A 22024-nucleotide genomic window follows, 5' to 3' on the forward strand; every position below is an offset into this window, starting at 1 on the left:
GGAGGAGCCGCGATGACCGCGCACCGCCAGCCCGCCCTGCTCGCCACCGACCCCGAACTCGCCTCGCTCGTCACCGCCGAGGAAACCCTCCAGGCGCAGACGCTGCGGCTGATCCCCAGCGAGAACTACGTCTCCGCGGCCGTCCTGGAGGCCTCCGGGACGGTCCTGCAGAACAAGTACAGCGAGGGCTACCCGGGCCGCCGCTACTACGAGGGCCAGCAGAACATCGACCGCGTCGAGGCGCTGGCGGTCGAGCGCGCCAAGGGCCTGTTCGGGGTGGAGCACGCCAACGTCCAGCCCTACTCCGGCTCCCCGGCCAACCTGGCCGTCTACCTGGCCTTCGCCCGGCCCGGCGACACGGTGATGGGCATGGCCCTGCCGATGGGCGGCCACCTGACGCACGGCTGGGGCGTCTCGGCGACGGGCTCCTGGTTCCGCGGCGTCCAGTACGGCGTGCGGGCCGAGGACGGCCTGATCGACTACGACGCGGTGCGCGACCTCGCCCTGGCGGAGCGGCCGAAGATCCTGTTCTGCGGGGGCACGGCCCTCCCGCGCACGATCGACTTCGAGGCGTTCGCGTCGATCGCGAAGGAGGCGGGCTCGGTCCTGGTCGCGGACGTGGCCCACATCGCCGGCCTGATCGCGGGCGGCGCCCACCCCTCGCCGGTCCCCTACGCGGACGTGGTCTCCACGACCACCCACAAGACCCTGCGCGGGCCGCGGGGCGCCATGCTGATGTGCAAGGAGGAGCACGCGAAGGCCATCGACAAGGCGGTCTTCCCCGGCCTCCAGGGCGGCCCGCACAACCAGACGACGGCGGGCATCGCGTTGGCCCTGCACGAGGCGGCCCAGCCGGCCTTCACGTCCTACGCCCACGCGGTCGTGGCCAACGCGAAGGCGCTGGCCGCGGCGCTGCTGGAGCGGGGCTTCGACCTGGTCTCGGGCGGTACGGACAACCACCTGATCCTGATGGACCTCACCTCGCGGGGCGTGCCGGGGAAGGTGGCGGCGAAGGCGCTGGACCGGGCCGGGATCGTGGTCAACTACAACACGGTGCCGTTCGACCCGCGCAAGCCGTTCGACCCTTCGGGGATCCGGATCGGTACGCCGTCGCTGACGTCGCGCGGCCTGTCGGCGGACCACATGCCGGCGGTCGCCGACTGGATCTCCCGTGCGGTGGACGCCGCCGCCAAGGCCGACGAGCCGGCCCTCGCGAAGATCCGGTCCGAGGTCGCCGACCTCCTGGCCGCGTTCCCGGCCCCGGGCCTCCCGGTGGCGTAGTTCTCCCCGCCCCGCCCTTTCTCCGTTTCCGCCTCAATCGCCGGCGGGGCTGTAAACAGCCCCGCCGGCGATTGAGGCGCTGGGGGTACCCCCAGCGGTAGCTGGGGGAGGGTCTGGGGGCGAAGCCCCCAGGGGCGCGGGGCCGGAGACGCAGCCGGTACCTGAGAGAATGGCGGCATGGCTTCTGACCGTCCCCGCGCGCTCTCCGGCATCCAGCCCACCTCCGGCTCGTTCCACCTCGGGAACTACCTCGGAGCGATCCGCCAGTACGTCGCCCTCCAGGAGACGCACGACGCGTTCTACATGGTCGTCGACCTGCACGCGATCACCATGCCGCAGGACCCCAAGGACCTCCGCGCGAACACCCGCCTCTCCGCCGCGCAGCTCCTCGCCGCCGGTCTGGACCCCGAGCGCTGCACGCTCTTCATCCAGAGCCACGTCCCGGAGCACGCGCAGCTCGCCTGGGTCATGAACTGCATCACCGGCTTCGGCGAGGCCAGCCGGATGACCCAGTTCAAGGACAAGTCCGCCAAGGGCGGGGTCAACAGCGCCAGCGTCGGCCTGTTCACGTACCCGATCCTCCAGGTCGCCGACATCCTCCTCTACCAGGCGAACGCCGTCCCCGTCGGCGAGGACCAGCGCCAGCACGTGGAGCTGACCCGCGACCTCGCCGAGCGGTTCAACCACCGCTACGGCCAGACCTTCACCCTGCCCGCCGCGCACATCGTCAAGGAGGTCGCGAAGATCTACGACCTCCAGGACCCCTCGATCAAGATGTCTAAGTCCGCGTCCTCCCCCAAGGGCCTGATCAGCCTCCTCGACGAGCCCAAGGCCACCGAGAAGAAGATCAAGAGCGCGGTCACCGACACCGAGGCCGAGATCCGCTTCGACGCCGAGAAGAAGCCCGGCGTCAGCAACCTGCTCACGATCTACTCCACCCTCACGGGCGAGTCGATCCCCGCCCTGGAGGCCGCGTACGAGGGCAAGGGCTACGGCGCGCTGAAGACCGACCTGGCCGGCGTGATGGTCGACTTCGTCACACCCTTCAAGCAGCGCACCCAGGAGTTCCTGGACGACCCGGAGACCCTGGACGCCGTGCTGGCCAAGGGCGCGGAGAAGGCCCGGGCGGTCGCCGCGGAGACCCTGGCGCAGGCCTACGACCGCATCGGGTTCGTCCCCGCCAAGCACTGACGGACCGGAGCCCCTGGCGGCCGAGGGGGTGCTGGCGCCACACTGAGGCGGCAGCACCCGATGCGAGCACATCGACCCGACCACTCGATGTGACCACACACCACACACGCGCGGAGGAGATCACGTGGGGACCGTAACGCTCGGCGTTTCGATCGCGGTCCCGGAGCCGTACGGCAGCCAGCTCCAGCAGCTGCGCGCCGGCTTCGGGGACGCCGCCGCGCACGGCATCCCCACGCACGTGACCCTCGTGCCGCCCACCGAGGTGGAGGCCGGCCGGCTGGCGGCGATCCGCGCGCACCTCGCCGAGGTCGCCCGGTCCTTCCCCTCGTTCGCGATGCGGCTGGAGGGGACGGGAACCTTCCGGCCCCTCTCGCCGGTCGTCTTCGTCCGGCTCGCCGAGGGCGCCGAGGGCTGCACCAGCCTCCAGGGCCGCATCCGCGACCCCGAGGGCCCGCTCGACCGCGAGCTGGCCTTCCCGTACCACCCGCACGTCACGGTCGCCCACGGGATCTCCGAGGAGGCGATGGACCGGGCCTTCGCCGAGCTCGCCGACTACGCCGCCGGCTGGCAGTGCCAGGGCTTCGCCCTCTACGAGCAGGGCTCGGACGGGGTCTGGCGCAAACTGCGCGAGTACCCCTTCGGCACCGCCGCGACGGCCATCCCCGCACAGTCGGGTCCGGCCTCCGCCGACACCGCCATACGGCGGTCCTGACGCGAGGGCCGCGGGCCCCGGAACACGCGCAGGGCGTGGAACCGGAGCCTTCGCAGGACCAGGGCGCGGAACGGTCGGGACGACTGGGGACGAAAAGTCACAAACGACGACCGTAGTGCCCGAAAGCGGCAATCCCGGCTATTTCCGGCAGCTCATTTACGGTGGCCCCCATGGACTGGCTGAAGAAACTCCCGGTGATCGGGCCGATCGTATCCGCCCTCATGCGGACCCACGCCTGGCGTTCCTACGAGCTCCTCGACCGCGTGCACTGGTCCCGGCTCGCCGCGGCGATCACCTTCATCAGCTTCCTCGCACTCTTCCCGCTGATCACCGTCGCGGCCGCCGTCGGCGCCGCGCTGCTCAGCCAGGAGCAGCTGGACCGGCTCCAGAAGAGCCTGGGGGAGCAGGTCCCCGGCATCTCCGACCAGCTCGACCTCCCCGGCCTCGTCGCCAACGCCGGCACGGTCGGCCTCGTCGCCGGCGCGCTCCTGTTGTTCACCGGCATCGGCTGGATCGCCTCGATGCGCGACTGCCTGCGCGCCGTGTGGGAGAAGGACGACGAGGACCAGGGCAACCCCTTCGTCCGCAAGGGCAAGGACGCCCTCGTCCTGCTCGGTCTCGGCGGAGCGGCCCTGGCCTCGGCCGCCGCTTCGATCATCGGGTCCACCGCGGTCGGCAAGTTCGCGGAGCTCCTCGGCATCCCGCGCGAGGGCGCGGGCGGGATGCTGCTGCGGGCCGCCGCCTTCCTCGTCGGCGTCCTCGCGGCCTTCCTGCTCCTGCTCTACCTGCTGAGCCTGCTGCCCGGCGTCGAGCCGCCGCGCGCCCGCCTCCTGCAGGCCGCGCTGATCGGCGCGGCCGGCTTCGAACTGCTGAAACTGCTGCTCAGCGGCTATATGCGCGAGGTCGCCGCCAAGAGCATGTACGGGGCCTTCGGCGTGCCCATCGCCCTCCTCCTGTGGATCAACTTCACGGCGAAGCTGCTCCTGTTCTGCTCCGCCTGGACCGCGGCCCGCGACCCGGAGGAGAAGGAGGCCGAAGGGGCCGCGTCCGGCTCCTAGGAGCCCTGGCCGCGGCGGCCGCGCGGCCAGCGGCGGTTGACCACGAAGGCTCCGCCCGCGACCACGGCCAGCGCTCCGCCCGCGATGGCGAGCGCGGTGCCGAGGCCGCCGCCGCCCGCCGGCGGGCCGTCGGCCACGGGGGTGTTCTCGTGGGACTTCGCGGGGGAGCCGTAGGGCTTGGTGTCCGCGTTCTTCGGCGGCACCAGCGCGCCGACCGGCTTGACCTTGCCGATCGCCGCGAAACCCCAGTCGAAGAGGTCGGCCGTCTCCTCGTAGACCGAGTTGAGCCCGCCGTGGTCCGGGTTCATCACCGTGACCAGCAGCTTCTTGTTCCCGCGCTGGGCCGCGCCGGTGAAGGTGGAGCCGGCCATGGTGGTGTTGCCGTTCTTCACCCCGGCGATGCCCTTGTACGGGCTGACGCCGCCGGCGCCGGTCATCAGCCGGTTGGTGTTCTGGATCTCGAAGTACTCGCGCGGCCGGCCCGCCTCCTGGCGGCCCGGGAACCTGGCCTCGGCGGTGCCGCAGTACTCGCGGAAGTCCTGCTTCTGGAGTCCGGAGCGGGCGATGAGGGTGAGGTCGTAGGCGCTGGAGACCTGTTCCGGGGCGTCGTAGCCGTCGGGCGAGACCACGTGCGTGTCCAGGGCCTGCAGTTCCTCGGCGTGCGCCTGCATGTCCTTGACGGTCTTGTCGACGCCGCCGTTCATGGCCGAAAGCACGTGCACGGCGTCGTTGCCGGAGCGCAGGAACACCCCGAGCCACAGGTCGTGGACGGTGTAGTCGTGGTCCTCCTTGACCCCGACCAGGCTGCTGCCCGGGCCGACGCCGTCCATGTCCTGGTCGGTGACGTGGTGCACCTGGTCCTTGGGCAGGGTGGGCAGCACGGTGTCCGCGAAGAGCATCTTCAGGGTCGACGCCGGGGGCAGCCGCCAGTGGGCGTTGTGGGCCGCGAGGACCTCGCCCGTTTCGGCGTCGGCCACGATCCAGGACCGGCCGCTGAGGTTCGCGGGCAGTGCGGGAGCGCCGGGCAGGAGGTTCACCTGGGTGCCGGGCTGGCCGAGCCGGGGGCCGCCGACCGTGGACATCGAAGGCGGCGGTGCGGGCGCCGCCGGGGCCTGCTTCGGCCGTCCCTTCCCGTCCGCGGGCGGGACCGTCGCCGCATGCGCGGTCGAGGGCGGGACGAGCATCGCCGGAACGAGCAGTGCGGCGGAAAGGACCGTCAGCGCGGTCTTCTTGGCAGACACGCAGGTGAACGTACATCCCGATGAGCTGCCCGGCGCCGTGGACCGGCCAACCGGGGCGAACCGCCCCCGGTACGGCCCACCCCGCCGCGTCCGTCCTGGGGACGAATCCGATACTGGGGACATGAAACTCAGCCGCACCGCGTCCTGGTTCCTCGCAGCGTTCGGAGCTTGGTCCTGGGTGATCTGGTCCACGTTCGTCAAGAACCTCTTCAATGACGCCAGCGGTCTGGCTTTCGATGACGGTCGGCCCACTGCCTACTTCTGGGTCCACCTCCTGCTCGCGGTGACGTCCTTCCTCCTGGGGACGGCCGTCGGAGTGATCGGGTTGCGCAGCGTCCTCGCACTGCGACGCGAATCACGATGACCGTGTTTGTGGTGATTGTCGGGGTCGTCGCGGTCCTCGCGCTGCTGGGGATGGTCCATCGGTGGCTGTGGGTGCGGCTGGTCCGTGACACCACCCGCCCGGGCGGGCCCGCGCGGCGGGCCGGGACGGTCCTGGCGTTCGCGCTGCCGCTGCTGTCGCTGGCCGCCCTGCTCGCGGGCCGCGCCGGAGCCCCGTTCTGGTTCCAGCGGCTGGTGGCCTGGCCGGGCTTCATGTGGCTCGCGGTGCTGCTGTACCTGACGCTGGCGATGCTGGTGGCGGAACCCGTCCGCCGCGTATGGCTCCGCCGGACCGGCCGGAACGCCGCAGCCGGGGCGGGGCCGGACCCCGCCGGGGTGCCCGCCGGCCCGTCCGGCACCCCGGCGGATGCGGCCGGGGCGCCTGCGGCCGCCCCGGTGCGCGAGCCCGCCCCCGCGCACGAACCCGCCCCCCGCCCCGGCCCGGGCTCCGCGGCCCCGGCCGCAGCGGAAGCCGACGCCCCGGAGGCCCCGGCCGGGCGGGGGAGCGGCGCCCCGGCGGAGCCGTCGGCCCCCGCCGGGGTCACCCGCCGGGTGTTCGTCGCGCGGACCGTCGGCGGGGCCGCCGTCGCCGCCGCGGGGCTGACCGTCGGGAACGGGACGTACGGGGTGCTGCGCGGTCCGCGCGTCAAGCGGGTGCAGGTGCCCCTCGCCCGGCTGCCCCGCGCCGCGCACGGGTTCCGGATCGCCGTCGTCAGCGACGTCCACCTCGGCCCCGTCCTGGGCCGCGCACACACCCAGCGCGTCGTCGACACCGTCAACCGCACCCAGCCCGACCTCATCGCCGTCGTCGGCGACCTCGTCGACGGCAACGTCCACGACCTCGGCCCCGCCGCCGAACCCCTGCGCGCACTGCGCTCCCGCCACGGCTCCTTCTTCGTCACCGGCAACCACGAGTACTTCTCCGGCGCCCGGCAGTGGGTCGACCACGTCCGCGAACTCGGCCTGGTCCCGCTGGAGAACGCCCGCCGCGAGCTGCCCCACTTCGACCTCGCCGGGGTCAACGACGTCCAGGGGGAGAAGGAGGGCGAGGGCCCCGACTTCCAGGCCGCGCTCGGCGACCGCGACCGCTCCCGCACCTCCGTCCTCCTCGCCCACCAGCCGGTCGTGATCGACGACGCCGTCCGCCACGGCGTGGACCTCCAGCTCTCCGGCCACACCCACGGCGGCCAGCTCTGGCCCGGCAACTACCTCGCCGAGCTCGCCAACCCGACCGTCGCGGGCCTGGAGCGGTACGGGGACACCCAGCTGTACGTGTCCCGGGGCGCGGGCGCCTGGGGGCCGCCGGTCCGGGTCGGCGCGCCGTCCGACATCACGGTCGTAGAACTCGCCTCATACCACACCTGACGGCCGGCGACCGGGACAAAACGCCCCTTCCCGTGGCTGGATTTCCGTGATTGGCTGGCTGACGTTCGTCCGATAGTCGGATGAGCCGTTCGCATGACGGGGATTCAAGGGGCTGGGGATGGCGATGGGCTCTGTCCGCACGAAGGTCATCGCGGCCGGGCTGGTCCTCGCCGCCGCGGGCGGGGTGGCCGCCTGGCAGCTGCTGCCCATGGGCGGCGAGGGCCACGGCGCCATCCGCGTCGGGACCACCGACGCCGTCTCCGCCCTGGACCCGGCCGGGGCCTACGACGCCGGCTCCTGGGCCCTGTACAGCAACCTCTTCCAGTCGCTGCTGACGATGAAGCCCGGCTCCGACACCCCGGTCCCGGACGCCGCGTCCTCCTGTGCCTTCGTCGGGCAGAAGCTGACCACCTACCGGTGCGAGCTGCGCTCCGACCTCACCTTCGGCAGGGGCCGCCAGGTCACCGCCGAGGACGTGAAGTTCTCCTTCGACCGCATCAAGCAGATCAACTCCGACCAGGGCCCGGCCCCGCTGTTCAACACCCTGGAGTCGGTCAAGGCCGAGGGCCGCAGCGTCATCTTCAACCTGGCCGCCCCCGACGCCACCTTCCCCTTCAAGATCGCGACGGGCGCCGCCTCGATCGTGGACAAGGAGCAGTACCCGGCGAAGGGGCTGCGCGCGGACGGCAAGGCCGACGGCTCGGGCCCGTTCACCCTGACCGGCTACAAGGCCGGTTCGACCGCCCAGCTCAAGCCCAACCCGGCGTACAAGGGGCAGGCCAAGCCCGCCCAGACGGCCGTCACCGTCCGGTACTTCAAGGACTCGGCCCAGCTGGACCAGGCCTGGAAGGACCACCAGATCGAGGTCGCGCACCGCGACATGCCCCCGTCGGTGCTCGCGGGCCTCAACCCGGGTCTGAAGGACACCCGCTACCAGACCTCCGGCGGCACCGAGACCCGTCACATGGTCTTCAACGTCCGCCCCGGCTCCACGGTCCAGAAGCCGGCCGTCCGCCAGGCCATCGCCGCCGCGCTGGACCGGTCCAAGATCGCCGCTGATGTCTACAAGGGCACGGTCACCCCGCTGTACTCCCTGGTCCCGGCCGGGATCGCCGGGCACAGCACGCCGTTCTTCGACACCTACCCCTCGCCCAGCGGCGCGACCGCCCGCAAGCTCCTCACGGACGCGGGCGTCAGCGTGCCGGTCTCCCTCACCCTCGGGGTCAACACGCGCGGCGCGAACCTGGCCGAGGCCGAGGAGATCAAGCGGCAGCTGGAGTCCACCGGGCTGTTCCAGCTGAACGTCAAGCCGGTCGAGGCCTGGGCGGACTTCCAGAAGGCCTACGCGGCGGGCGAGTTCGACGCCTACACCATCGGCTGGATCGCCGACTTCCCGGACGCGGACAACTTCCTCGCCCCGCTGGTCGGCAAGGACTCCAGCATGAACAACGGCTTCTCGGACAAGACCGTCGAGGACCTCATCACCCGGACCCAGTCCTACCAGGACCGCGGTGAGGCCTCCAACGACTTCCACGAGCTCCAGCGGGTGGTCTCCCAGCAGATCCCGCTGCTGCCGATCTGGCAGAAGAAGGACTACGTCCTCTCCCGCGAGGCCGTCACCGGCCTTCAGTACCTCTCCGACGGCACGGGCGTGTGGCGCCTGTGGGAGCTCAACTGGCTGTAGCCGGGCCGAGGGTGTCCCCGTGGGCCACCAGGAGCGTGCGCAGGGCGGCGCCCAGCGCGTCGCACTGCGCGCGGTCCAGCGGGGCGAGCAGGCCCGCGTAGTGCTCCAGGTGGTCCTCCATGACGGAGTCGGCCAGCGCGTGGCCCTTCTCCGTCAGGCGGATCCGCACCGAGCGGCGGTCGGCGCCGTCGCGGACCCGTTCCACCAGGCCCTTGGCCTCCAGGCGGTCGATCCGGTTGGTGATCGCGCCTGAGGTCACCATGGCCGCCGGCAGCAGGGCCCCGGCGGTCAGCGCGTAGGGCGGACCCGACCGGCGCAGGCTGAGCAGTACGTCGAGCTCTCCCACCTCCAGGCCGTGTCCGGCGGTGAAGGCCTTGAGGTACTTGTCGATGATCCGGTTCATGCGCTGGATCCGGGCCAGTACCTCGACGGGCCACAGGGCCTGCGTCAGGTCCGGGCGCTCCCTCTGCCACTGGTCGACGACCCCGGCCACCATGTCTCGTTCTTCTCCGGGCTGCTCCATGCCCCAATAATACCTCAACGTTAAGACACTTGACGTTGAAGGAGTCTCTCTGTTTTTATCTCAACGTTGAGATTGTCAAGGTTGAGACGTGAAGGGGAGTGGGTCATCCATGACGGTCACCGGCACCACCGAGAGCAGCAGGACGACGGGGAGTGCCACGGCGCCGGCCCCGGGCCCCGTCCCGGTCCTCTGGCTCGCCCTGCTCGCCACGCCCATCGCCGCCGGGGCCAACGCGCCCGTGCTGATCCTCCCGGACATGGCCCGCTCCCTCGGCGTGGCCGACGCCACCGCCGCCTGGCTGCTCACCGCCTTCGGCTGGGCCATGGCCGTCGGCACCCCCCTGACCGCCGGGCTCCTGCGCCGCCGCGGCCTGGCGGCGGTGCTCCGGCTGGCCACCGTCCTCGTCCTGGCGGGCACCCTGCTCGTCGCCGTCTCCCCCTGGCTGCCGCTCACCCTCCTCGGCCGCTGCGCCCAGGCCGCCGGCGGCGCGGGATTCGTCGCGGCGGCGGTGAGCCTCGCCGGATCCGCCCGCCGGATGGGCGTGATCAGCGCCGGGTTCGGCATGCTCGGCGCCTCCGGACCCCTCCTCGGCCGGACCCTCGCGGACGGCGCCTCCTGGCGCCTCGCCCTCGCCGTCCAGGCGGTCTCCCTGCTGGCGGTGCCCGTGGTCCTGCGCCGCGCCGGACACGCCGCCCCCGCACCCGCGGGCCGCTTCGACGCCCGCGGCGCCGCCCTGCTGACCGCGTTCGCCACCGCCCTCGTCCTGCTGCCGACCCAGCCGCTCGCCGCCCTGGGCGCCGCCCTCGCCGTCGCCGTCCTGCTCGCCCTGCACGTGCGCCGCCGCCCCGACGGGTTCGTACCCGCCGCGCTGCTGCGCCGGCCCGTCTTCGTGATCTCGGCGCTGCTCGCGCTGGCCCTGTCGGCCTCCTACTTCACCCTGCTCTTCTCGGTGCCCCGGCTGCTCGCCGACCGCGCCGGATGGGACGCCGCCTCCGCCGGGGTCTGGCAGCTGGCCGCCCTGCTCGCCGGCTCCGCCCTGTCCTGGCTGCTCGCCGCCGCCTCCGCCCGGATGGGCCGCGCGGCCGTGCGCGGCGTGCTCGTCGCCGCCGGAGCCGCCGCCGCGCTCACCGGGGTCCTCGCCTCCTCCGGTCCGCTGCTGGTCGTGGCCACCGGGGTCGGCGTCTTCACCGCCAGCGCCGCCAACGCCGTCCTGTCGACGCACGCCGTGGCCTCCGCCCACGACGAGGCCCACCGGCCCAGCGCCATCGGCCTGTTCACCCTCTGCTACCAGCTCGGCGGCGCCTTCGGCCCGGCGGTCGCCACCCTCCTCGTCCTCGGCGCCTGAGCCCGGCGCCGGCCGCTCGGGCGGGAGGCGGCCGGTCCGCCTCCCGCCCGCGGCGGCCGTTTCAGGACCGCGCCGCGGCGTGCAGGGGCGGGACGGTCTCGGCGGGGGAGGGCGGCCCGGGCGGGGTGCCGTCCCCGAAGGGGCGTCCGCCCAGCGCCTCACGGCCGTGCGGTTCCAGCCAGCCCGAGGGGTCGGGGCCGGCGGGGACGATCCCGGTCGGGTTGATGTGCCCGTGGACCACGTAGAAGTGCTGCTTGATGTGGCCGAAGTCGACCGTGTCGCCGAAGCCGGGCGTCTGGAACAGGTCCCGCGCGTACGCCCACAGCACGGGCATCTCGCTCAGCTTCTGCCGGTTGCACTTGAAGTGGCCGTGGTAGACGGCGTCGAAGCGCACCAGCGAGGTGAACAGCCGCACGTCCGCCTCCGTGATCGTCTCGCCGACCAGGTAGCGGGAGTGCTCCAGCCGCTCGGAGAGCCGGTCGAGACGGGCGAAGAGGCGCCCGTACGCCTCCTCGTACGCCTCCTGCGACTTGGCGAACCCGGTGCGGTAGACACCGTCGTTCACGTCCGCGTAGATCTCCTCGCCGATCGCGTCGATCTGAGGCCGCAGCGCGACCGGGTACAGGTCCGGCGCCCCGTCGCGGTGGTACGCCGCCCACTCCAGCGCCAGGTCGAGGGTCAGCTGCGCGTAGTCGTTGGTGACCACCGCACCGCTCGGCACGTCCACGATCGCCGGCACCGTGATGCCCCGGTCGTACTCGGGGTCGCGGGCCAGGAACGCCTCCTGGAGGCGCTCTATGCCCAGCACCGGGTCGCGGCCGCCCGGGTCCAGGTCGAAGGTCCAGCTGCGCTTGTCGTGCGTCGGGCCCGCTATCGCCATGGGCAGGGCCTTCTCCAGGCCCAGGAGCCGCCGGAAGATCACCGTGCGGTGCGCCCAGGGGCAGGCACGGCTCACCACGAGACGGTAGCGGCCGGGCTCCACCGGAAAACCGTCGCGCCCGTCCGCGGTGATCCGGGTGGTGATGTAGCGGCTGTCGCGTGAATACCCCTTGCCGGGGCTTACGTTGCTCATCCCCGGGGCATACCCACCACCCGCGGGGACGAGCGGCCGCTCCACCGCGGCTCCGCCGTCCCTCGTCCCGGCCCCGCCCGCCGGACGTGGACCCGCGGGGCCCTTCCCGCCGCCCCGCTCAGCCCTCCGCGGGATCCGGGTCCGAGGCCCGCTTCCCGCCCCGCGACACCGCGGTCTGGGCCATGCCCGGCAGGAAGTCCGCGAACAGCTCGTGCACTTCCCGCACCAGCGGCCGCAGCACCCGGAAGCGGGCCAGGACGATGCCGCGGGTCGTCAGCTGCGCGCCCCGCTCGGCGAGCCGCCGGGTCTTCTCGCTCTCCGGGGAGCGGTCGAAGACCCAGTACAGGACGAGGCCCATCTGCGAGAGCCACATCAACTCCGGCAGCACGTCGGCCAGCTCGGCCGGCACCTTGGTCTTCGCCCCGGCCAGCACCTCGCGGTGGATGTCGATGGCCGCCTGCCGCGCCGGTTCCGATTCCGGGGAGAACGGGCTGAGCGGACTCTCGGGATCCGCCGCGTTCTTGAAGAACTGGGAGGCGAACTCGTGGTACGGCGCCGCGATGTCCAGCCAGCTCGTCAGCACCCCGGCGAGCCGCTTCTGGAGGTCGGTCTCCTGGTCCAGGATCGGCCGGACCGCCGCCTGGTGGGCGGCGCTGATCCGGTCGTAGAACCCCTGGACCAGGTGTTCCTTCGATTCGTAGTAGTAATACGCGTTGCCGACCGAGACCCCCGCCTCCTTGGCGATGGCCCGCATGGTCGTCTTGTCGAACCCGCGTTCCTGGAACAGGCGGAGCGCGGTTTCGAGGATGAGCGTGCGGGTCTGCTCGCTCTTGGGAGCCTTCTGATCTGTCACGGTGTCCGACCTTATCGGGGAGCCGGGCACTGGTCGTCACAGGCCGGTTCCCCGGGCTCCGCTTCGGACTTGGCACGGACCGCGTGCCGGACGGCGGCGGCCGTGTGCATCGCGGCCTTGGCGAAGGGCCGGCCGGCCGGGGTGGCCAGCCAGCCGGCCCTGGCCCGGTGCTCGGCCAGTGCCCACAGGCACATGATGAAGGCGTCCGTCCCCCGCCACACCTGACCCTGGTCCCCGACCACGGTGATCTCGCGGAGGGTCTGGGCGTGGGCGAGCTGGGGGAACCGCCGCCAGGCCTGGGCGGACGCGGCCGGGACCAGCCGTAGCGGGACCAGCTGGCGCTGCCGGACCAGCCAGTTGCGGATGTGCACGCACACCGGGCAGTCGCGGTCGTAGAGGACGGTCAGGTACCGGACGGGCACCTGCTCCGCCATGGCTCAGGCCCCGGCCGGAGCGGTCCACCCCTGCGGGGCGACGGGCGGCACCGGCGGCAGCTGCGCGGCCTGGCGCTCCATGACCCCGCGGCGGCGCATCCGGTTGAGCACCCACACGTTGCCCAGGTGCATGACGCCGAGCACGAGCAGGACGACGCCGAGCTTCACCGACAGGGCCTCGAAGAGCCCGCGGGCCTCCAGGATCGTGTCGCCCGACCGCAGGTAGAGGGTCACGAAGCCGATGTTCACCAGGTAGAACCCGACGACCAGGAGGTGGTTGACGGCCTCGGCGAGCTTCTCGTTGCCCTGGAGCACGTCGGCGATGAAGATCCGCCCGTTGCGGCTGAGCGTGCGGGCCACCCAGACGGTGAGCCCGATGCTGACGAGCAGGTAGATGACGTACGCGACCACGGTGAGGTCCATTGCCCCAGCCCCTTTGAACGTGTTCAACCTCTGACGTCTCCGACTGTAGACCTTCTTTTGAACACGTTCAAGCCTTCGTGCGGCCGGATCAGCGGAGCTTCAGCGGGTGGTCCGGGGCGAGGTGGGCCGCCAGGGCGATCAGGACCTCCGTGCTCGCGTTCTGCACCGTGCTGCCCTTGCCCTGGGTGGCCACGGTCGCGATCGCCAGCTTCTTGGCCGGCAGGTAGGCCACGGTCGCCGCGTATCCGGCGAAGGAAGGGTTCTGCAGGATCCAGTCACCGTCCACGACCAGCCCCAGGGCGTACGAGACCCCCGGCTGCACCGTTGCCACCGGCGTGAGCTGCGCCTTGTGGGACTCCGGGCTCAGCAGCCTGCCCTCGCCGATCGCCGCGAAGGACTTCGCCATGTCCGCCATCGTGGACGTCATCACCGCCCCCGGCGCGATCGTCCACGACGGGTCCCAGTACGTGGAGTCCTCGAACACCTTGCGCTCGTTGTCGAAGGCGTGCAGGACCGGCGCGGGGATCTCGGCCGTGGACGGGTTCGAGGTCCCGGTCAGCCCCAGCGGCCCGATGATCTCCTCGCGCATCACCTCGGCCAGGGGCCGGCCCCGCACTTTGCCGATGATGTCGCCCAGGATCTGCCAGTTGGCGTGCGAGTAGGCGAAGCCCGAACCCGGTGCCCGCACCAGGGGCTTGTCCACGGAGATCCGGACGAGCTCCTGCGACGTCCAGTGCCGGAACGGGTTCTCGTACAGGGCGGCGAGGAACTTCGGGTCCCGGACGTAGTCGGCGTACCCGGAGGTGGTGGAGGCCAGCATCCGCAGCGTGATCGCGTCCGCGTGCGGCAGGTCGGGGCGCCAGCGGGAGATGCTGTCGTCCAGGGAGACCCGGCCCTCGTCGACGAGCTTGAGCAGCGCGGTCGTCAGGTACGGGATCACGACGGCCCCGTTGCGGAACCGCATGTCGGGGGTGGCGGGGATCCCGGTCATGGACTGCCCGGCGGCGACGGAGGCGACCCGCTCGCCGCCGGTCCACACCTCCGCCATCGAGGCGGTGAGCTTGTACTTCGCCAACGACCCCTGGACCTGCGCCCGCGCGAAGGCGGCGGCGTCCCCCGCCAGGCAGACACCACCGCGGGAGACCTGCCCGGCCGGGCAGTCGGCCTCGTCCCCGGCGGCCGCGGGGGACCCGCAGCCGGACAACAGGGACGCCCCGAGCACCAGCGGGAGCAACAGCGCGGGCTTCACACGACGACGGCGCACGGGTGCCTCCCAGCGGAACGGAGCGCTTCCCCTCCCCTCCTCGCACGCTAGCCCCGCACTCCCGCCCCGGCGCGCCCGAAGCGGCCGGGGGAGTGAGCCCCCGGCCTACTCGGCCTTCGGCCCGGGCGTGGCCGCGCGCAGCACCTCGGCCACGTCGAGGGTGACCTTGGCGCCGATCGACTCGGGGAGGGTGACGAGCTCGCCGGGGGCGTGGACGCGGTGGGTCTCGTAGCCGTCTGCGACCGGTTCGGTGAGGACGTGCACGCGGCTGTGCCGGCAGTCGACGATCACGTAGACGGGGACCTTGGCGTTGCCGTAGGCGATGACCTTGGTCCGCAGGTCGGTCTGGTAGTTGCTGGAGGTGACTTCCAGGACCAGCCGGAAGCCGACGGGGTCGTAGCAGTTGTTCTCGATGTGGTGGTCTTCCAGGTCGGCGTCGACCACGGAGAGGTCCGGGATGGCGTAGTCCTCACGGCCATCCGGCAGCCAGATACCGATGGCCTGGAGCACCTCTGCGTCGTCGCCGTGCAGCCCTGCGTCGAGGAAGGGCAGCATGAGGCCCGTCAAGGCCCTGGCGTGGGCGCGGTCGGCTGGTGGCGACACGAGGATCTGCCCTCCGATGATCTCGACGCGGTGGCCCGGGTACTGCTCCATGAGCCGGTTGGCCAGGTCGAGGAGCGGCCATTCGCTGGGGGGGTGCTCAGCGGGTGCTGCGGACATCACGTGCCTCCCGTGGGCTGCTGTCGAGAGCATCATCGTAGGGCGCCCGCGGGCCCCGGGGCGGGATCCCGCGCACTCACTCGAACGGGCGAGGGCCCCGTCCCCCGGTGTGGAAACACCGGGGGACGGGGCCCTCGTACGACCTGCGGGACCGGGACGGTCAGAAGCGGCGCGTGATCAGCGCGCGCTTGACTTCCTGGATCGCCTTCGTGACCTCGATGCCACGGGGGCACGCGTCGGTGCAGTTGAAGGTCGTGCGGCAGCGCCACACGCCGTCCTTGTCGTTCAGGATCTCCAGCCGCTGCTCGCCGGCCTCGTCACGCGAGTCGAAGATGAAGCGGTGGGCGTTGACGATCGCCGCCGGGCCGAAGTACTGGCCGTCGTTCCAGAACACCGGGCACGAGGACGTGCACGCGGCGCACAGGATGCACTTGGTGGTGTCGTCGAAGCGCTCGCGGTCCTCGGCGGACTGCAGGCGCTCGCGCGTCGGCTCGTTGCCCTTGGTGACCAGGAACGGCATGACGTCCCGGTACGCCTGGAAGAAGGGCTCCATGTCGACCACGAGGTCCTTCATCACCGTGAGGCCCTTGATGGCCTCGACCGTGATGGGCTTCTCCGGGTTGATGTCCTTGATCAGCGTCTTGCAGGCGAGCCTGTTCTTGCCGTTGATCCGCATCGCGTCGGAGCCGCAGATGCCGTGCGCGCACGAGCGACGGAAGGTCAGCGTGCCGTCGAGGTCCCACTTGATCTTGTGGAGACCGTCGAGCACGCGCTCCTTCGGGTCGATCTCGATCTGGAAGTCCTGCCACTCCGCCTCGGCCGAGACCTCGGGGTTGTAGCGGCGGATCCGGAACGTGACCGTGATGTACGGCGAGGCGGCGGCCGCCGCCTCCATCTTGTCCAGGGTCGGGGTGGCCATCAGTACTTACGCTCCATCGGCTGGTAGCGGGTGACGACGACGGGCTTGTAGTCCAGGCGGACGGAGTCCTTGCCGTCGGCGCCGACCTCGCGGTACGCCATGGTGTGGCGCATGAAGTTGACGTCGTCGCGGTTCGGGTAGTCCTCGCGGTAGTGACCGCCGCGGGACTCCTTGCGCGCCAGGGCGGACACGGCCATGACCTCGGCCAGGTCGAGCAGGTTGCCCAGCTCGATGGCCTCCAGCAGGTCCGTGTTGAACCGCTTGCCCTTGTCCTGGACGGACACGTTCTTGTAGCGCTCGCGCAGCTCCGCGATCTTCTCGACCGCGGTCTTGATGGTCTGCTCCGTGCGGAACACCATCACGTTCGCGTCCATCGTCTCCTGGAGCTCCAGGCGCAGGTCGGCGACCCGCTCCGTGCCCGTGGAGTTGCGCAGCTGCTCGACCAGGTCGGCGACCTGCTGCGCCGGGTTCTCCGGCAGCTCGACGTAGTCGTTCTCGGCCGCGTACTTGGCCGCGGCGATGCCGGAGCGCTTGCCGAAGACGTTGATGTCCAGCAGCGAGTTGGTGCCCAGGCGGTTGGCGCCGTGCACCGACACGCAGGCGACCTCGCCAGCCGCGTACAGGCCCGGGACGACGGTGGTGTTGTCCGCCAGGACCTCACCCTCGACGTTGGTCGGGATGCCGCCCATGGCGTAGTGCGCGGTGGGCTGGATCGGGATCGGGTCCGTGTAGGGCTCGATGCCGAGGTAGGTGCGCGCGAACTCCGTGATGTCCGGGAGCTTCGCGTCCAGCTGCTCCGGCGGGAGGTGCGTCAGGTCCAGGTACACGTGGTCACCGGCCGGACCGCAGCCGCGGCCCTCGCGGATCTCGGTGTAGATGGAGCGCGAGACGACGTCACGGGACGCGAGGTCCTTCATGACCGGCGCGTACTTCTCCATGAAGCGCTCGCCGTCCTTGTTGCGGAGGATGCCGCCCTCACCACGGGCGCCCTCCGTCAGCAGGATGCCCATGCGCCAGATGCCCGTCGGGTGGAACTGGAAGAACTCCATGTCCTCCAGCGGCAGGCCGCGGCGGTAGCAGGCCGCCTGGCCGTCACCCGTCAGGGTGTGCGCGTTGGAGGTCACCTTGAAGAACTTGCCGGTGCCGCCGGAGGCGTAGATGACCGACTTGGCCTGGAAGACGTGGATCTCGCCGGTGGCGAGCTCGTACGCGACCACACCCGCGGACTTCTTCACACCGTCGACCTCGACCAGCAGCTGGTCCAGGACGTAGAACTCGTTGAAGAACTCCACGCCCTCCTTGACGCAGTTCTGGTACAGCGTCTGGAGGATCATGTGGCCGGTGCGGTCCGCGGCGTAGCAGGACCGGCGGACCGGCGCCTCGCCGTGGTTGCGGGAGTGACCGCCGAAGCGGCGCTGGTCGATGGTGCCGTCCGGGGTGCGGTTGAACGGCAGGCCCATCTTCTCGAGGTCGAGGACCGCGTCGATGGCCTCCTTCGCCAGGATCTCGGCGGCGTCCTGGTCGACCAGGTAGTCACCGCCCTTGACCGTGTCGAAGGTGTGCCACTCCCAGTTGTCGTCCTCCACGTTGGCCAGCGCGGCGGCCATGCCGCCCTGCGCGGCGCCCGTGTGGGAGCGGGTGGGGTAGAGCTTCGTCAGCACGGCGGTGCGGCTGCGCTTCGTCGCCTCGATGGCGGCGCGCATGCCCGCGCCACCGGCGCCGACGATCACGGTGTCGTACTTGTGGATCTTCATTTTGTTTCGCCTCAGCCCCGTTGCCTAGCGGATGTTCGGGTCGAAGGTGAAGATCACCAGCGTGCCCAGAAGGATGGTGAACACCGTGGCGGTGTAGAGCAGGCCCTTCAGCCACAGCCGCGTGTTGGCGCGCTCCGCGTAGTCGTTGATCACGGTACGCAGGCCGTTGGCGCCGTGCAGCATGGCCAGCCACAGCATCAGCAGGTCCCAGACCTGCCAGAACGGGGAAGCCCAGCGGCCGGCGACGAACGCGAAGCCGACCTTCGAGACGCCGCCGTCCAGCACGAGCTGGATCAGCAGGTGGCCGATCACCAGGACGACCAGCACGATGCCCGAGAGGCGCATGAAGAGCCACGCGGCCATCTCGAAGTTGCCGCGGGTCGAGCGCGGGGTCTTGCCGGTCCGCTTGCGCGGGGCCTCGATGTAGGGCGCCGGGTTGTCGGTGTCGTAGAGGGACACACCCTCGACGGAGCCGATCGCCTGGGCGGAAGAAGTGTCAGAAGACATGCGTGTCACTCCCCGAACAGAACGCGGTAGGCGTGGCCGAGGACCGGGAGGACGGCACCGGCCATCAGCACGATCCAGACGCCCACGACGGTCCAGAGCATCTGCTTCTGGTAGCGGGGGCCCTTGGACCAGAAGTCCACGGCGATCACACGGAGACCGTTGAGCGCGTGGAAGAGGATGGCGGCGACGAGGCCGTACTCCAGCAGCGCGACGATCGGGGTCTTGTAGGTAGACACGACATCGTCGTACGCCTCAGGGGAGACGCGGACGAGTGCGGTGTCGAGGACGTGTACGAACAGGAAGAAGAAAATGAGGACGCCGGTGACTCGATGAGCCACCCAGGACCACATTCCTTCCCGGCCGCGGTACAACGTTCCAGCCGGCACGGAAAACCCTCCGGAAGCGGGGCGGGGGCCAGCCGGCTTCTTTGTCGGTCGGGCCCGGCCGGGTACGGTCCACCGGCCCCGGACATCGTAGCGACGCTTCGTCGGTTCCCTCGCGCGGGGTCCGCTGGTGTGATCAAACAGGCACGGACGGCCTATCCCACAGGGGCGAACAGCCCGAAATCGGCCGTCGACCGGCCGTCACCGGGATCAACGCGGTGCGCGCCCGCGAGCCGGTCGAGCAGGCTCAGCAGCCGGGAGCGGGCCACCATCCGCAGTTCGTCGGCCGCGATCGAGCGTTCCTCGTCGATCTCGTGACCCATCCTCCGGCGGATCGCCGCCAGCAGCTGGCTTATCTGCTCCTCGGGCGGATGGCCGTCCAGGCAGATCACGAAGGCGTGCCCGAAGGTGCGCTCGTACTCCGCCCGGGCCGCGTCCAGCGCCAGCAGCGCCGCGTAAGGTGCCCCGTGCCCCAGCTCCGCCGAGGACTCCCGGGCCAGCGCCTCGGTGAGGTCGCCCTGGGACATGTCGTACGCGGCCTCGTCGGCCGCCGCCAGCAGGGAGGCGGTGTCCGGATAGGGGCGGTGGTCGGCCACCCGCTGGGCCCAGCGGACGCTGCCGCAGCAGTGCAGCAGGGCCGTCCGGGCGTGCTCGGGCGGCAGCGAGTTGAACCGCTCCAGCCCGGTGCCCGGGGTGGAGACCGGGCCGCGGACCTGTGCCGGAAGGGGGCTGGACAGCGGAGTTCTCCTCGGGGCGCGGCGCGGGTGTACCGCCACGCTAGCGATCCCGGAGAGGGGGTGTCGTATGCATAAGGGGATTTCACCCGGAAGTGAGCCGAAAGGATGACACGCGGGCCGGATTGAACCGGCTGAAGAGAGGGGAGGGCGACCGAGGCCGCCACCCCCCACAGGAGAGGCCCCGGTCGCCATCCGTCACGGGCTCGTGCGACAAGCCCGTATCTGTGTCAGCGTCCGGAGTGCGTTTTCTGTCACACCTCGCTCCGCGCAGGCTTCGTCGCTGGTTGTACAACGCGTGGACGAGAGGTACGCGAAAGCCGTAACGTGCGGATTTGCGCCACACGTACAGGACGTCGAACGGGTTGGGGACTTTGCTGGGGGACGACGCGGAGCTGACCGCCGCGGTGCTCGCGGCACAGGACGGCGACGAGAGCGCGTTCCGGACTGTGTACCGCGCCGTGCACCCGCGCCTGCTCGGATACGTACGGACGCTCGTCGGGGACGGCGACGCCGAGGACGTGACCTCCGAGGCCTGGCTGCAGATCGCCCGCGACCTCGCCTCCTTCACGGGAGACGCCGACCGCTTCCGCGGCTGGGCGGCGCGCATCGCCCGCAACCGGGCCCTCGACCACATCCGCATGCGCGGCCGCCGGCCCGCCGTCGGCGGGGACGAGACCGAGCTCACAGGCCGGGCCGCGGACTCCGACACCTACGGCGAGGCCATGGAGGCCCTGTCCACCGGCCGCACCATGGCGCTCATCGCCCGGCTCCCGCAGGACCAGGCCGAGGCCGTCGTCCTGCGGGTGGTCGTCGGCCTCGACGCCAAGAGCGCGGCCGAGACCCTGGGCAAGCGCCCCGGCGCGGTCCGCACGGCCGCCCACCGGGGCCTGAAGAAGCTCGCCGAGCTCCTGAACGCCGACCCCGGAGCCGCGGGTGAGGCCGAGGCCAGGGCGCGGGTCGGCCATAATGCCGGAGACCTGACGCGGGACCGGGACCTCGACGCCGTACCGGCGCAGCGGGCACGGGCGAAGGACCTCGTGGAACAAACCGGTGTGACGCATTCACGTTGGCGGACGCAGAAGGACATGTGATGGCCGACGAGCACAAGGCGTGGCTGGACGGAGCCACGGCGGAAGAGCTGCTGCGCGGACGGGCCGCCGCCCCGGTCGGACCCGGCGCCGACCCGCGCGCCCGGGCCGAGGCCGCCCGGCTGCGCGCCGCCCTCGACGCCCTGACCCCGCGGACCGCGGACCGCGGCGAGCTGCCCGGCGAAGCCGCGGCCCTGGCCGCGTTCCGCGCGGCGCACGCCACCCGCGCCGCCGCCCCGGCCACCGCGGCCCCCGCGGCGGGCCGCTCCGGCGCGCCCGGGGCCGGCGTCCCCGACGAGCCCCTGATCGACCTGGCCCCGATACCCGTCGTACGGATCCCCGCGCAGCGCCGCCACGGCACGCCCGCCCGCTTCGGGCTGGCGGCCGCGCTCGCCGGGGTCGCGGTCGGCGGGATCGCCGCCGTCGCCGGCACCGGCCTGCTGGACCGGGACGCCCGCCTCTCCGCGGGTCCCGCGCCGGCGGTGTCGGTCAGTGCCGACTCGGAGCGCACGCCCGCCGCGGAGACGGCCGGACCCACCTCCCTTCCGCAGCTGCGGCCCACCCCGGAGGGCGGCGGCGGCCTCGCCTCGCTCGGCCCCGGCTTCTCGCTGCCGCCGGACGGCCGGGGCCGCACCCCCCTGGACCCCGGCGGCTCGCTGCCGCCCGGCACGGTGACGACGCCCGCCACGGGGGGCGGCACGACGGGTACGGACGGCGGCACCCGCAACACGCTCACCGACAAGAACGACGGCACCAAGGACGGCGGTGCCGGCGGCAAGGACCGCGACCAGCAGGACACGGACCGCCCCGAGACCCTGTGCCGGGACCACGCCGCGAACAAGCTGGCCGAGGACCGCAAGCAGTACCTCGCCCGGATCGCCGGCGGCCCCGCCAAGATCCCGCGCTTCTGCGCGACCCTGCTGGAGGCGCCCCGCTCGGGCACCCCGCAGGGCGGGAGCACCGACCAGGGCGGCGTCGTCGTCCCCTCGCCGGTCCTCAGCCCGGCCGGCCCGCTGGGCTTCCGCACCCGCTGACGGGGCCCCGCGACCCGGTGCGGAAACGGTTCACCGAAAGTCCGCGCGAAGGGCA

Annotated in this window: 23 protein-coding genes; 10 read left to right on the plus strand and 13 right to left on the minus strand. The window is 71.8% G+C overall.

Translation table 11 applies throughout. The features are described 5' to 3' along the window. Positions 1-12 precede the first annotated feature (12 nt). The 4 genes from glyA to BX286_RS22695 all read left to right on the plus strand — a co-directional run bounded on the left by glyA (position 13) and on the right by BX286_RS22695 (position 4242). Positions 13-1281: a serine hydroxymethyltransferase gene (gene glyA, locus BX286_RS22680; protein WP_121016164.1), complete on the plus strand. Its 1269-nt coding sequence runs from the start codon at positions 13-15 to the stop codon at positions 1279-1281. A gap of 177 nt (positions 1282-1458) precedes the next feature. Next, complete coding sequence (gene trpS, locus BX286_RS22685) at positions 1459-2472, plus strand: tryptophan--tRNA ligase (RefSeq protein ID WP_079429393.1); 1014 nt, start codon at positions 1459-1461, stop codon at positions 2470-2472. 124 nt (positions 2473-2596) lie between these two features. Beyond that, positions 2597-3184, plus strand: coding sequence for a 2'-5' RNA ligase family protein (locus BX286_RS22690; RefSeq protein WP_079429394.1), 588 nt, complete (start codon positions 2597-2599; stop codon positions 3182-3184). Positions 3185-3354: 170 nt separating this feature from the next. Then, entirely contained in the window at positions 3355-4242 is an 888-nt protein-coding gene (locus BX286_RS22695; RefSeq protein ID WP_121016166.1) for a YihY/virulence factor BrkB family protein, read from the plus strand. Here BX286_RS22695 and BX286_RS22700 read toward each other — a convergent pair. After that, on the minus strand, positions 4239-5483 hold the full coding sequence (locus BX286_RS22700) for a D-alanyl-D-alanine carboxypeptidase family protein (protein WP_237293059.1): 1245 nt from the start codon (positions 5481-5483) through the stop codon (positions 4239-4241). The genes BX286_RS22695 and BX286_RS22700 overlap by 4 nt on opposite strands. A gap of 121 nt (positions 5484-5604) precedes the next feature. On the opposite strand from BX286_RS22700, the gene BX286_RS22705 reads away from it, so the two are divergent. The 3 genes from BX286_RS22705 (at position 5605) to BX286_RS22715 (ending at position 8913) form a co-directional block, all read left to right on the plus strand. After that, the gene (locus BX286_RS22705; RefSeq protein WP_079429397.1) at positions 5605-5847 is read left to right on the plus strand and encodes an SCO4848 family membrane protein; all 243 of its coding nucleotides are present in this window, start codon (positions 5605-5607) and stop codon (positions 5845-5847) included. Then, positions 5844-7229, plus strand: a complete 1386-nt coding sequence (locus BX286_RS22710) for a metallophosphoesterase (RefSeq protein ID WP_121016168.1) — start codon at positions 5844-5846, stop codon at positions 7227-7229. Before BX286_RS22705 ends, BX286_RS22710 begins: the two co-directional genes overlap by 4 nt. A gap of 124 nt (positions 7230-7353) precedes the next feature. Next, positions 7354-8913: an ABC transporter substrate-binding protein gene (locus tag BX286_RS22715; protein WP_079431911.1), complete on the plus strand. Its 1560-nt coding sequence runs from the start codon at positions 7354-7356 to the stop codon at positions 8911-8913. On the opposite strand, the gene BX286_RS22720 is transcribed toward BX286_RS22715, so the two are convergent. Next, positions 8900-9436, minus strand: a complete 537-nt coding sequence (locus BX286_RS22720) for a MarR family winged helix-turn-helix transcriptional regulator (protein ID WP_187344175.1) — start codon at positions 9434-9436, stop codon at positions 8900-8902. The genes BX286_RS22715 and BX286_RS22720 overlap by 14 nt on opposite strands. 109 nt (positions 9437-9545) lie before the next feature. Between BX286_RS22720 and BX286_RS22725 the strand changes: the two genes are divergently transcribed. Then, complete coding sequence (locus BX286_RS22725; protein WP_187344176.1) at positions 9546-10781, plus strand: MFS transporter; 1236 nt, start codon at positions 9546-9548, stop codon at positions 10779-10781. Positions 10782-10842: 61 nt separating this feature from the next. On the opposite strand, the gene BX286_RS22730 is transcribed toward BX286_RS22725, so the two are convergent. The 11 genes from BX286_RS22730 to BX286_RS22780 all read right to left on the minus strand — a co-directional run bounded on the left by BX286_RS22730 (position 10843) and on the right by BX286_RS22780 (position 19886). After that, positions 10843-11853, minus strand: coding sequence for a glutathione S-transferase family protein (locus tag BX286_RS22730; RefSeq protein ID WP_079429401.1), 1011 nt, complete (start codon positions 11851-11853; stop codon positions 10843-10845). Positions 11854-11971: 118 nt separating this feature from the next. Further along, positions 11972-12706 carry a TetR family transcriptional regulator gene (locus BX286_RS22735; protein WP_079429402.1) on the minus strand — a complete coding sequence of 245 codons (735 nt, stop codon included), beginning with the start codon at positions 12704-12706 and terminating at the stop codon, positions 11972-11974. Positions 12707-12717: 11 nt separating this feature from the next. Beyond that, positions 12718-13140, minus strand: coding sequence for a thiol-disulfide oxidoreductase DCC family protein (locus BX286_RS22740; protein ID WP_079429403.1), 423 nt, complete (start codon positions 13138-13140; stop codon positions 12718-12720). Positions 13141-13143: 3 nt separating this feature from the next. Continuing rightward, the gene (locus BX286_RS22745; RefSeq protein WP_121016172.1) at positions 13144-13563 is read right to left on the minus strand and encodes a hypothetical protein; all 420 of its coding nucleotides are present in this window, start codon (positions 13561-13563) and stop codon (positions 13144-13146) included. An 88-nt stretch (positions 13564-13651) separates the two neighbouring features. Beyond that, a complete protein-coding gene (locus tag BX286_RS22750) occupies positions 13652-14827 on the minus strand; it encodes a serine hydrolase (RefSeq protein WP_148710292.1) in 1176 nt (391 codons plus the stop codon). Positions 14828-14932: 105 nt separating this feature from the next. After that, the gene (locus tag BX286_RS22755) at positions 14933-15547 is read right to left on the minus strand and encodes a Uma2 family endonuclease (protein WP_121016176.1); all 615 of its coding nucleotides are present in this window, start codon (positions 15545-15547) and stop codon (positions 14933-14935) included. A 160-nt stretch (positions 15548-15707) separates the two neighbouring features. Further along, positions 15708-16466, minus strand: coding sequence for a succinate dehydrogenase iron-sulfur subunit (locus BX286_RS22760; protein WP_007266035.1), 759 nt, complete (start codon positions 16464-16466; stop codon positions 15708-15710). After that, positions 16466-18220 (minus strand): succinate dehydrogenase flavoprotein subunit, encoded by a 1755-nt coding sequence (sdhA, locus tag BX286_RS22765; protein ID WP_079429407.1) that lies wholly within the window; start codon positions 18218-18220, stop codon positions 16466-16468. The genes BX286_RS22760 and sdhA overlap by 1 nt, the downstream gene beginning before the upstream one ends. Positions 18221-18244: 24 nt before the next feature. Then, positions 18245-18727, minus strand: coding sequence for a succinate dehydrogenase hydrophobic membrane anchor subunit (locus BX286_RS22770; RefSeq protein ID WP_079429408.1), 483 nt, complete (start codon positions 18725-18727; stop codon positions 18245-18247). Between the two features lie 5 nt (positions 18728-18732). Then, on the minus strand, positions 18733-19113 hold the full coding sequence (gene sdhC, locus BX286_RS22775; protein WP_079429409.1) for a succinate dehydrogenase, cytochrome b556 subunit: 381 nt from the start codon (positions 19111-19113) through the stop codon (positions 18733-18735). Positions 19114-19265: 152 nt separating this feature from the next. Further along, on the minus strand, positions 19266-19886 hold the full coding sequence (locus tag BX286_RS22780) for a 2-oxo-4-hydroxy-4-carboxy-5-ureidoimidazoline decarboxylase (protein ID WP_079429410.1): 621 nt from the start codon (positions 19884-19886) through the stop codon (positions 19266-19268). A 332-nt stretch (positions 19887-20218) separates the two neighbouring features. Here BX286_RS22780 and BX286_RS22785 point away from each other — a divergent pair, with 332 nt between their 5' ends. Together BX286_RS22785 and BX286_RS22790 are read left to right on the plus strand one after the other, a co-directional pair. Further along, entirely contained in the window at positions 20219-20938 is a 720-nt protein-coding gene (locus BX286_RS22785) for an RNA polymerase sigma factor (protein ID WP_121016178.1), read from the plus strand. Then, a complete protein-coding gene (locus BX286_RS22790; RefSeq protein ID WP_079429412.1) occupies positions 20938-21969 on the plus strand; it encodes a hypothetical protein in 1032 nt (343 codons plus the stop codon). Before BX286_RS22785 ends, BX286_RS22790 begins: the two co-directional genes overlap by 1 nt. The last annotated feature ends 55 nt before the right edge of the window (positions 21970-22024 follow it).

The sequence above is a fragment of the Streptomyces sp. 3211.6 genome (genome assembly GCF_003634815.1).
GTDB lineage: Bacteria > Actinomycetota > Actinomycetes > Streptomycetales > Streptomycetaceae > Streptomyces > Streptomyces katrae_A.

Coding starts and splice junctions, on each gene's coding strand:
- glyA (WP_121016164.1), top strand. CDS start 13: ATGACCGCGCACCGCCAGCCCGCCCTGCTCGCCACCGACCCCGAACTC.
- trpS (WP_079429393.1), top strand. CDS start 1,459: ATGGCTTCTGACCGTCCCCGCGCGCTCTCCGGCATCCAGCCCACCTCC.
- BX286_RS22695 (WP_121016166.1), top strand. CDS start 3,355: ATGGACTGGCTGAAGAAACTCCCGGTGATCGGGCCGATCGTATCCGCC.
- BX286_RS22705 (WP_079429397.1), top strand. CDS start 5,605: ATGAAACTCAGCCGCACCGCGTCCTGGTTCCTCGCAGCGTTCGGAGCT.
- BX286_RS22710 (WP_121016168.1), top strand. CDS start 5,844: ATGACCGTGTTTGTGGTGATTGTCGGGGTCGTCGCGGTCCTCGCGCTG.
- BX286_RS22715 (WP_079431911.1), top strand. CDS start 7,354: ATGGGCTCTGTCCGCACGAAGGTCATCGCGGCCGGGCTGGTCCTCGCC.
- BX286_RS22720 (WP_187344175.1), bottom strand. CDS start 9,436: ATGGAGCAGCCCGGAGAAGAACGAGACATGGTGGCCGGGGTCGTCGAC.
- BX286_RS22725 (WP_187344176.1), top strand. CDS start 9,546: ATGACGGTCACCGGCACCACCGAGAGCAGCAGGACGACGGGGAGTGCC.
- BX286_RS22730 (WP_079429401.1), bottom strand. CDS start 11,853: ATGAGCAACGTAAGCCCCGGCAAGGGGTATTCACGCGACAGCCGCTAC.
- BX286_RS22740 (WP_079429403.1), bottom strand. CDS start 13,140: ATGGCGGAGCAGGTGCCCGTCCGGTACCTGACCGTCCTCTACGACCGC.
- BX286_RS22745 (WP_121016172.1), bottom strand. CDS start 13,563: ATGGACCTCACCGTGGTCGCGTACGTCATCTACCTGCTCGTCAGCATC.
- BX286_RS22755 (WP_121016176.1), bottom strand. CDS start 15,547: ATGTCCGCAGCACCCGCTGAGCACCCCCCCAGCGAATGGCCGCTCCTC.
- BX286_RS22760 (WP_007266035.1), bottom strand. CDS start 16,466: ATGGCCACCCCGACCCTGGACAAGATGGAGGCGGCGGCCGCCGCCTCG.
- sdhA (WP_079429407.1), bottom strand. CDS start 18,220: ATGAAGATCCACAAGTACGACACCGTGATCGTCGGCGCCGGTGGCGCG.
- BX286_RS22770 (WP_079429408.1), bottom strand. CDS start 18,727: ATGTCTTCTGACACTTCTTCCGCCCAGGCGATCGGCTCCGTCGAGGGT.
- BX286_RS22790 (WP_079429412.1), top strand. CDS start 20,938: ATGGCCGACGAGCACAAGGCGTGGCTGGACGGAGCCACGGCGGAAGAG.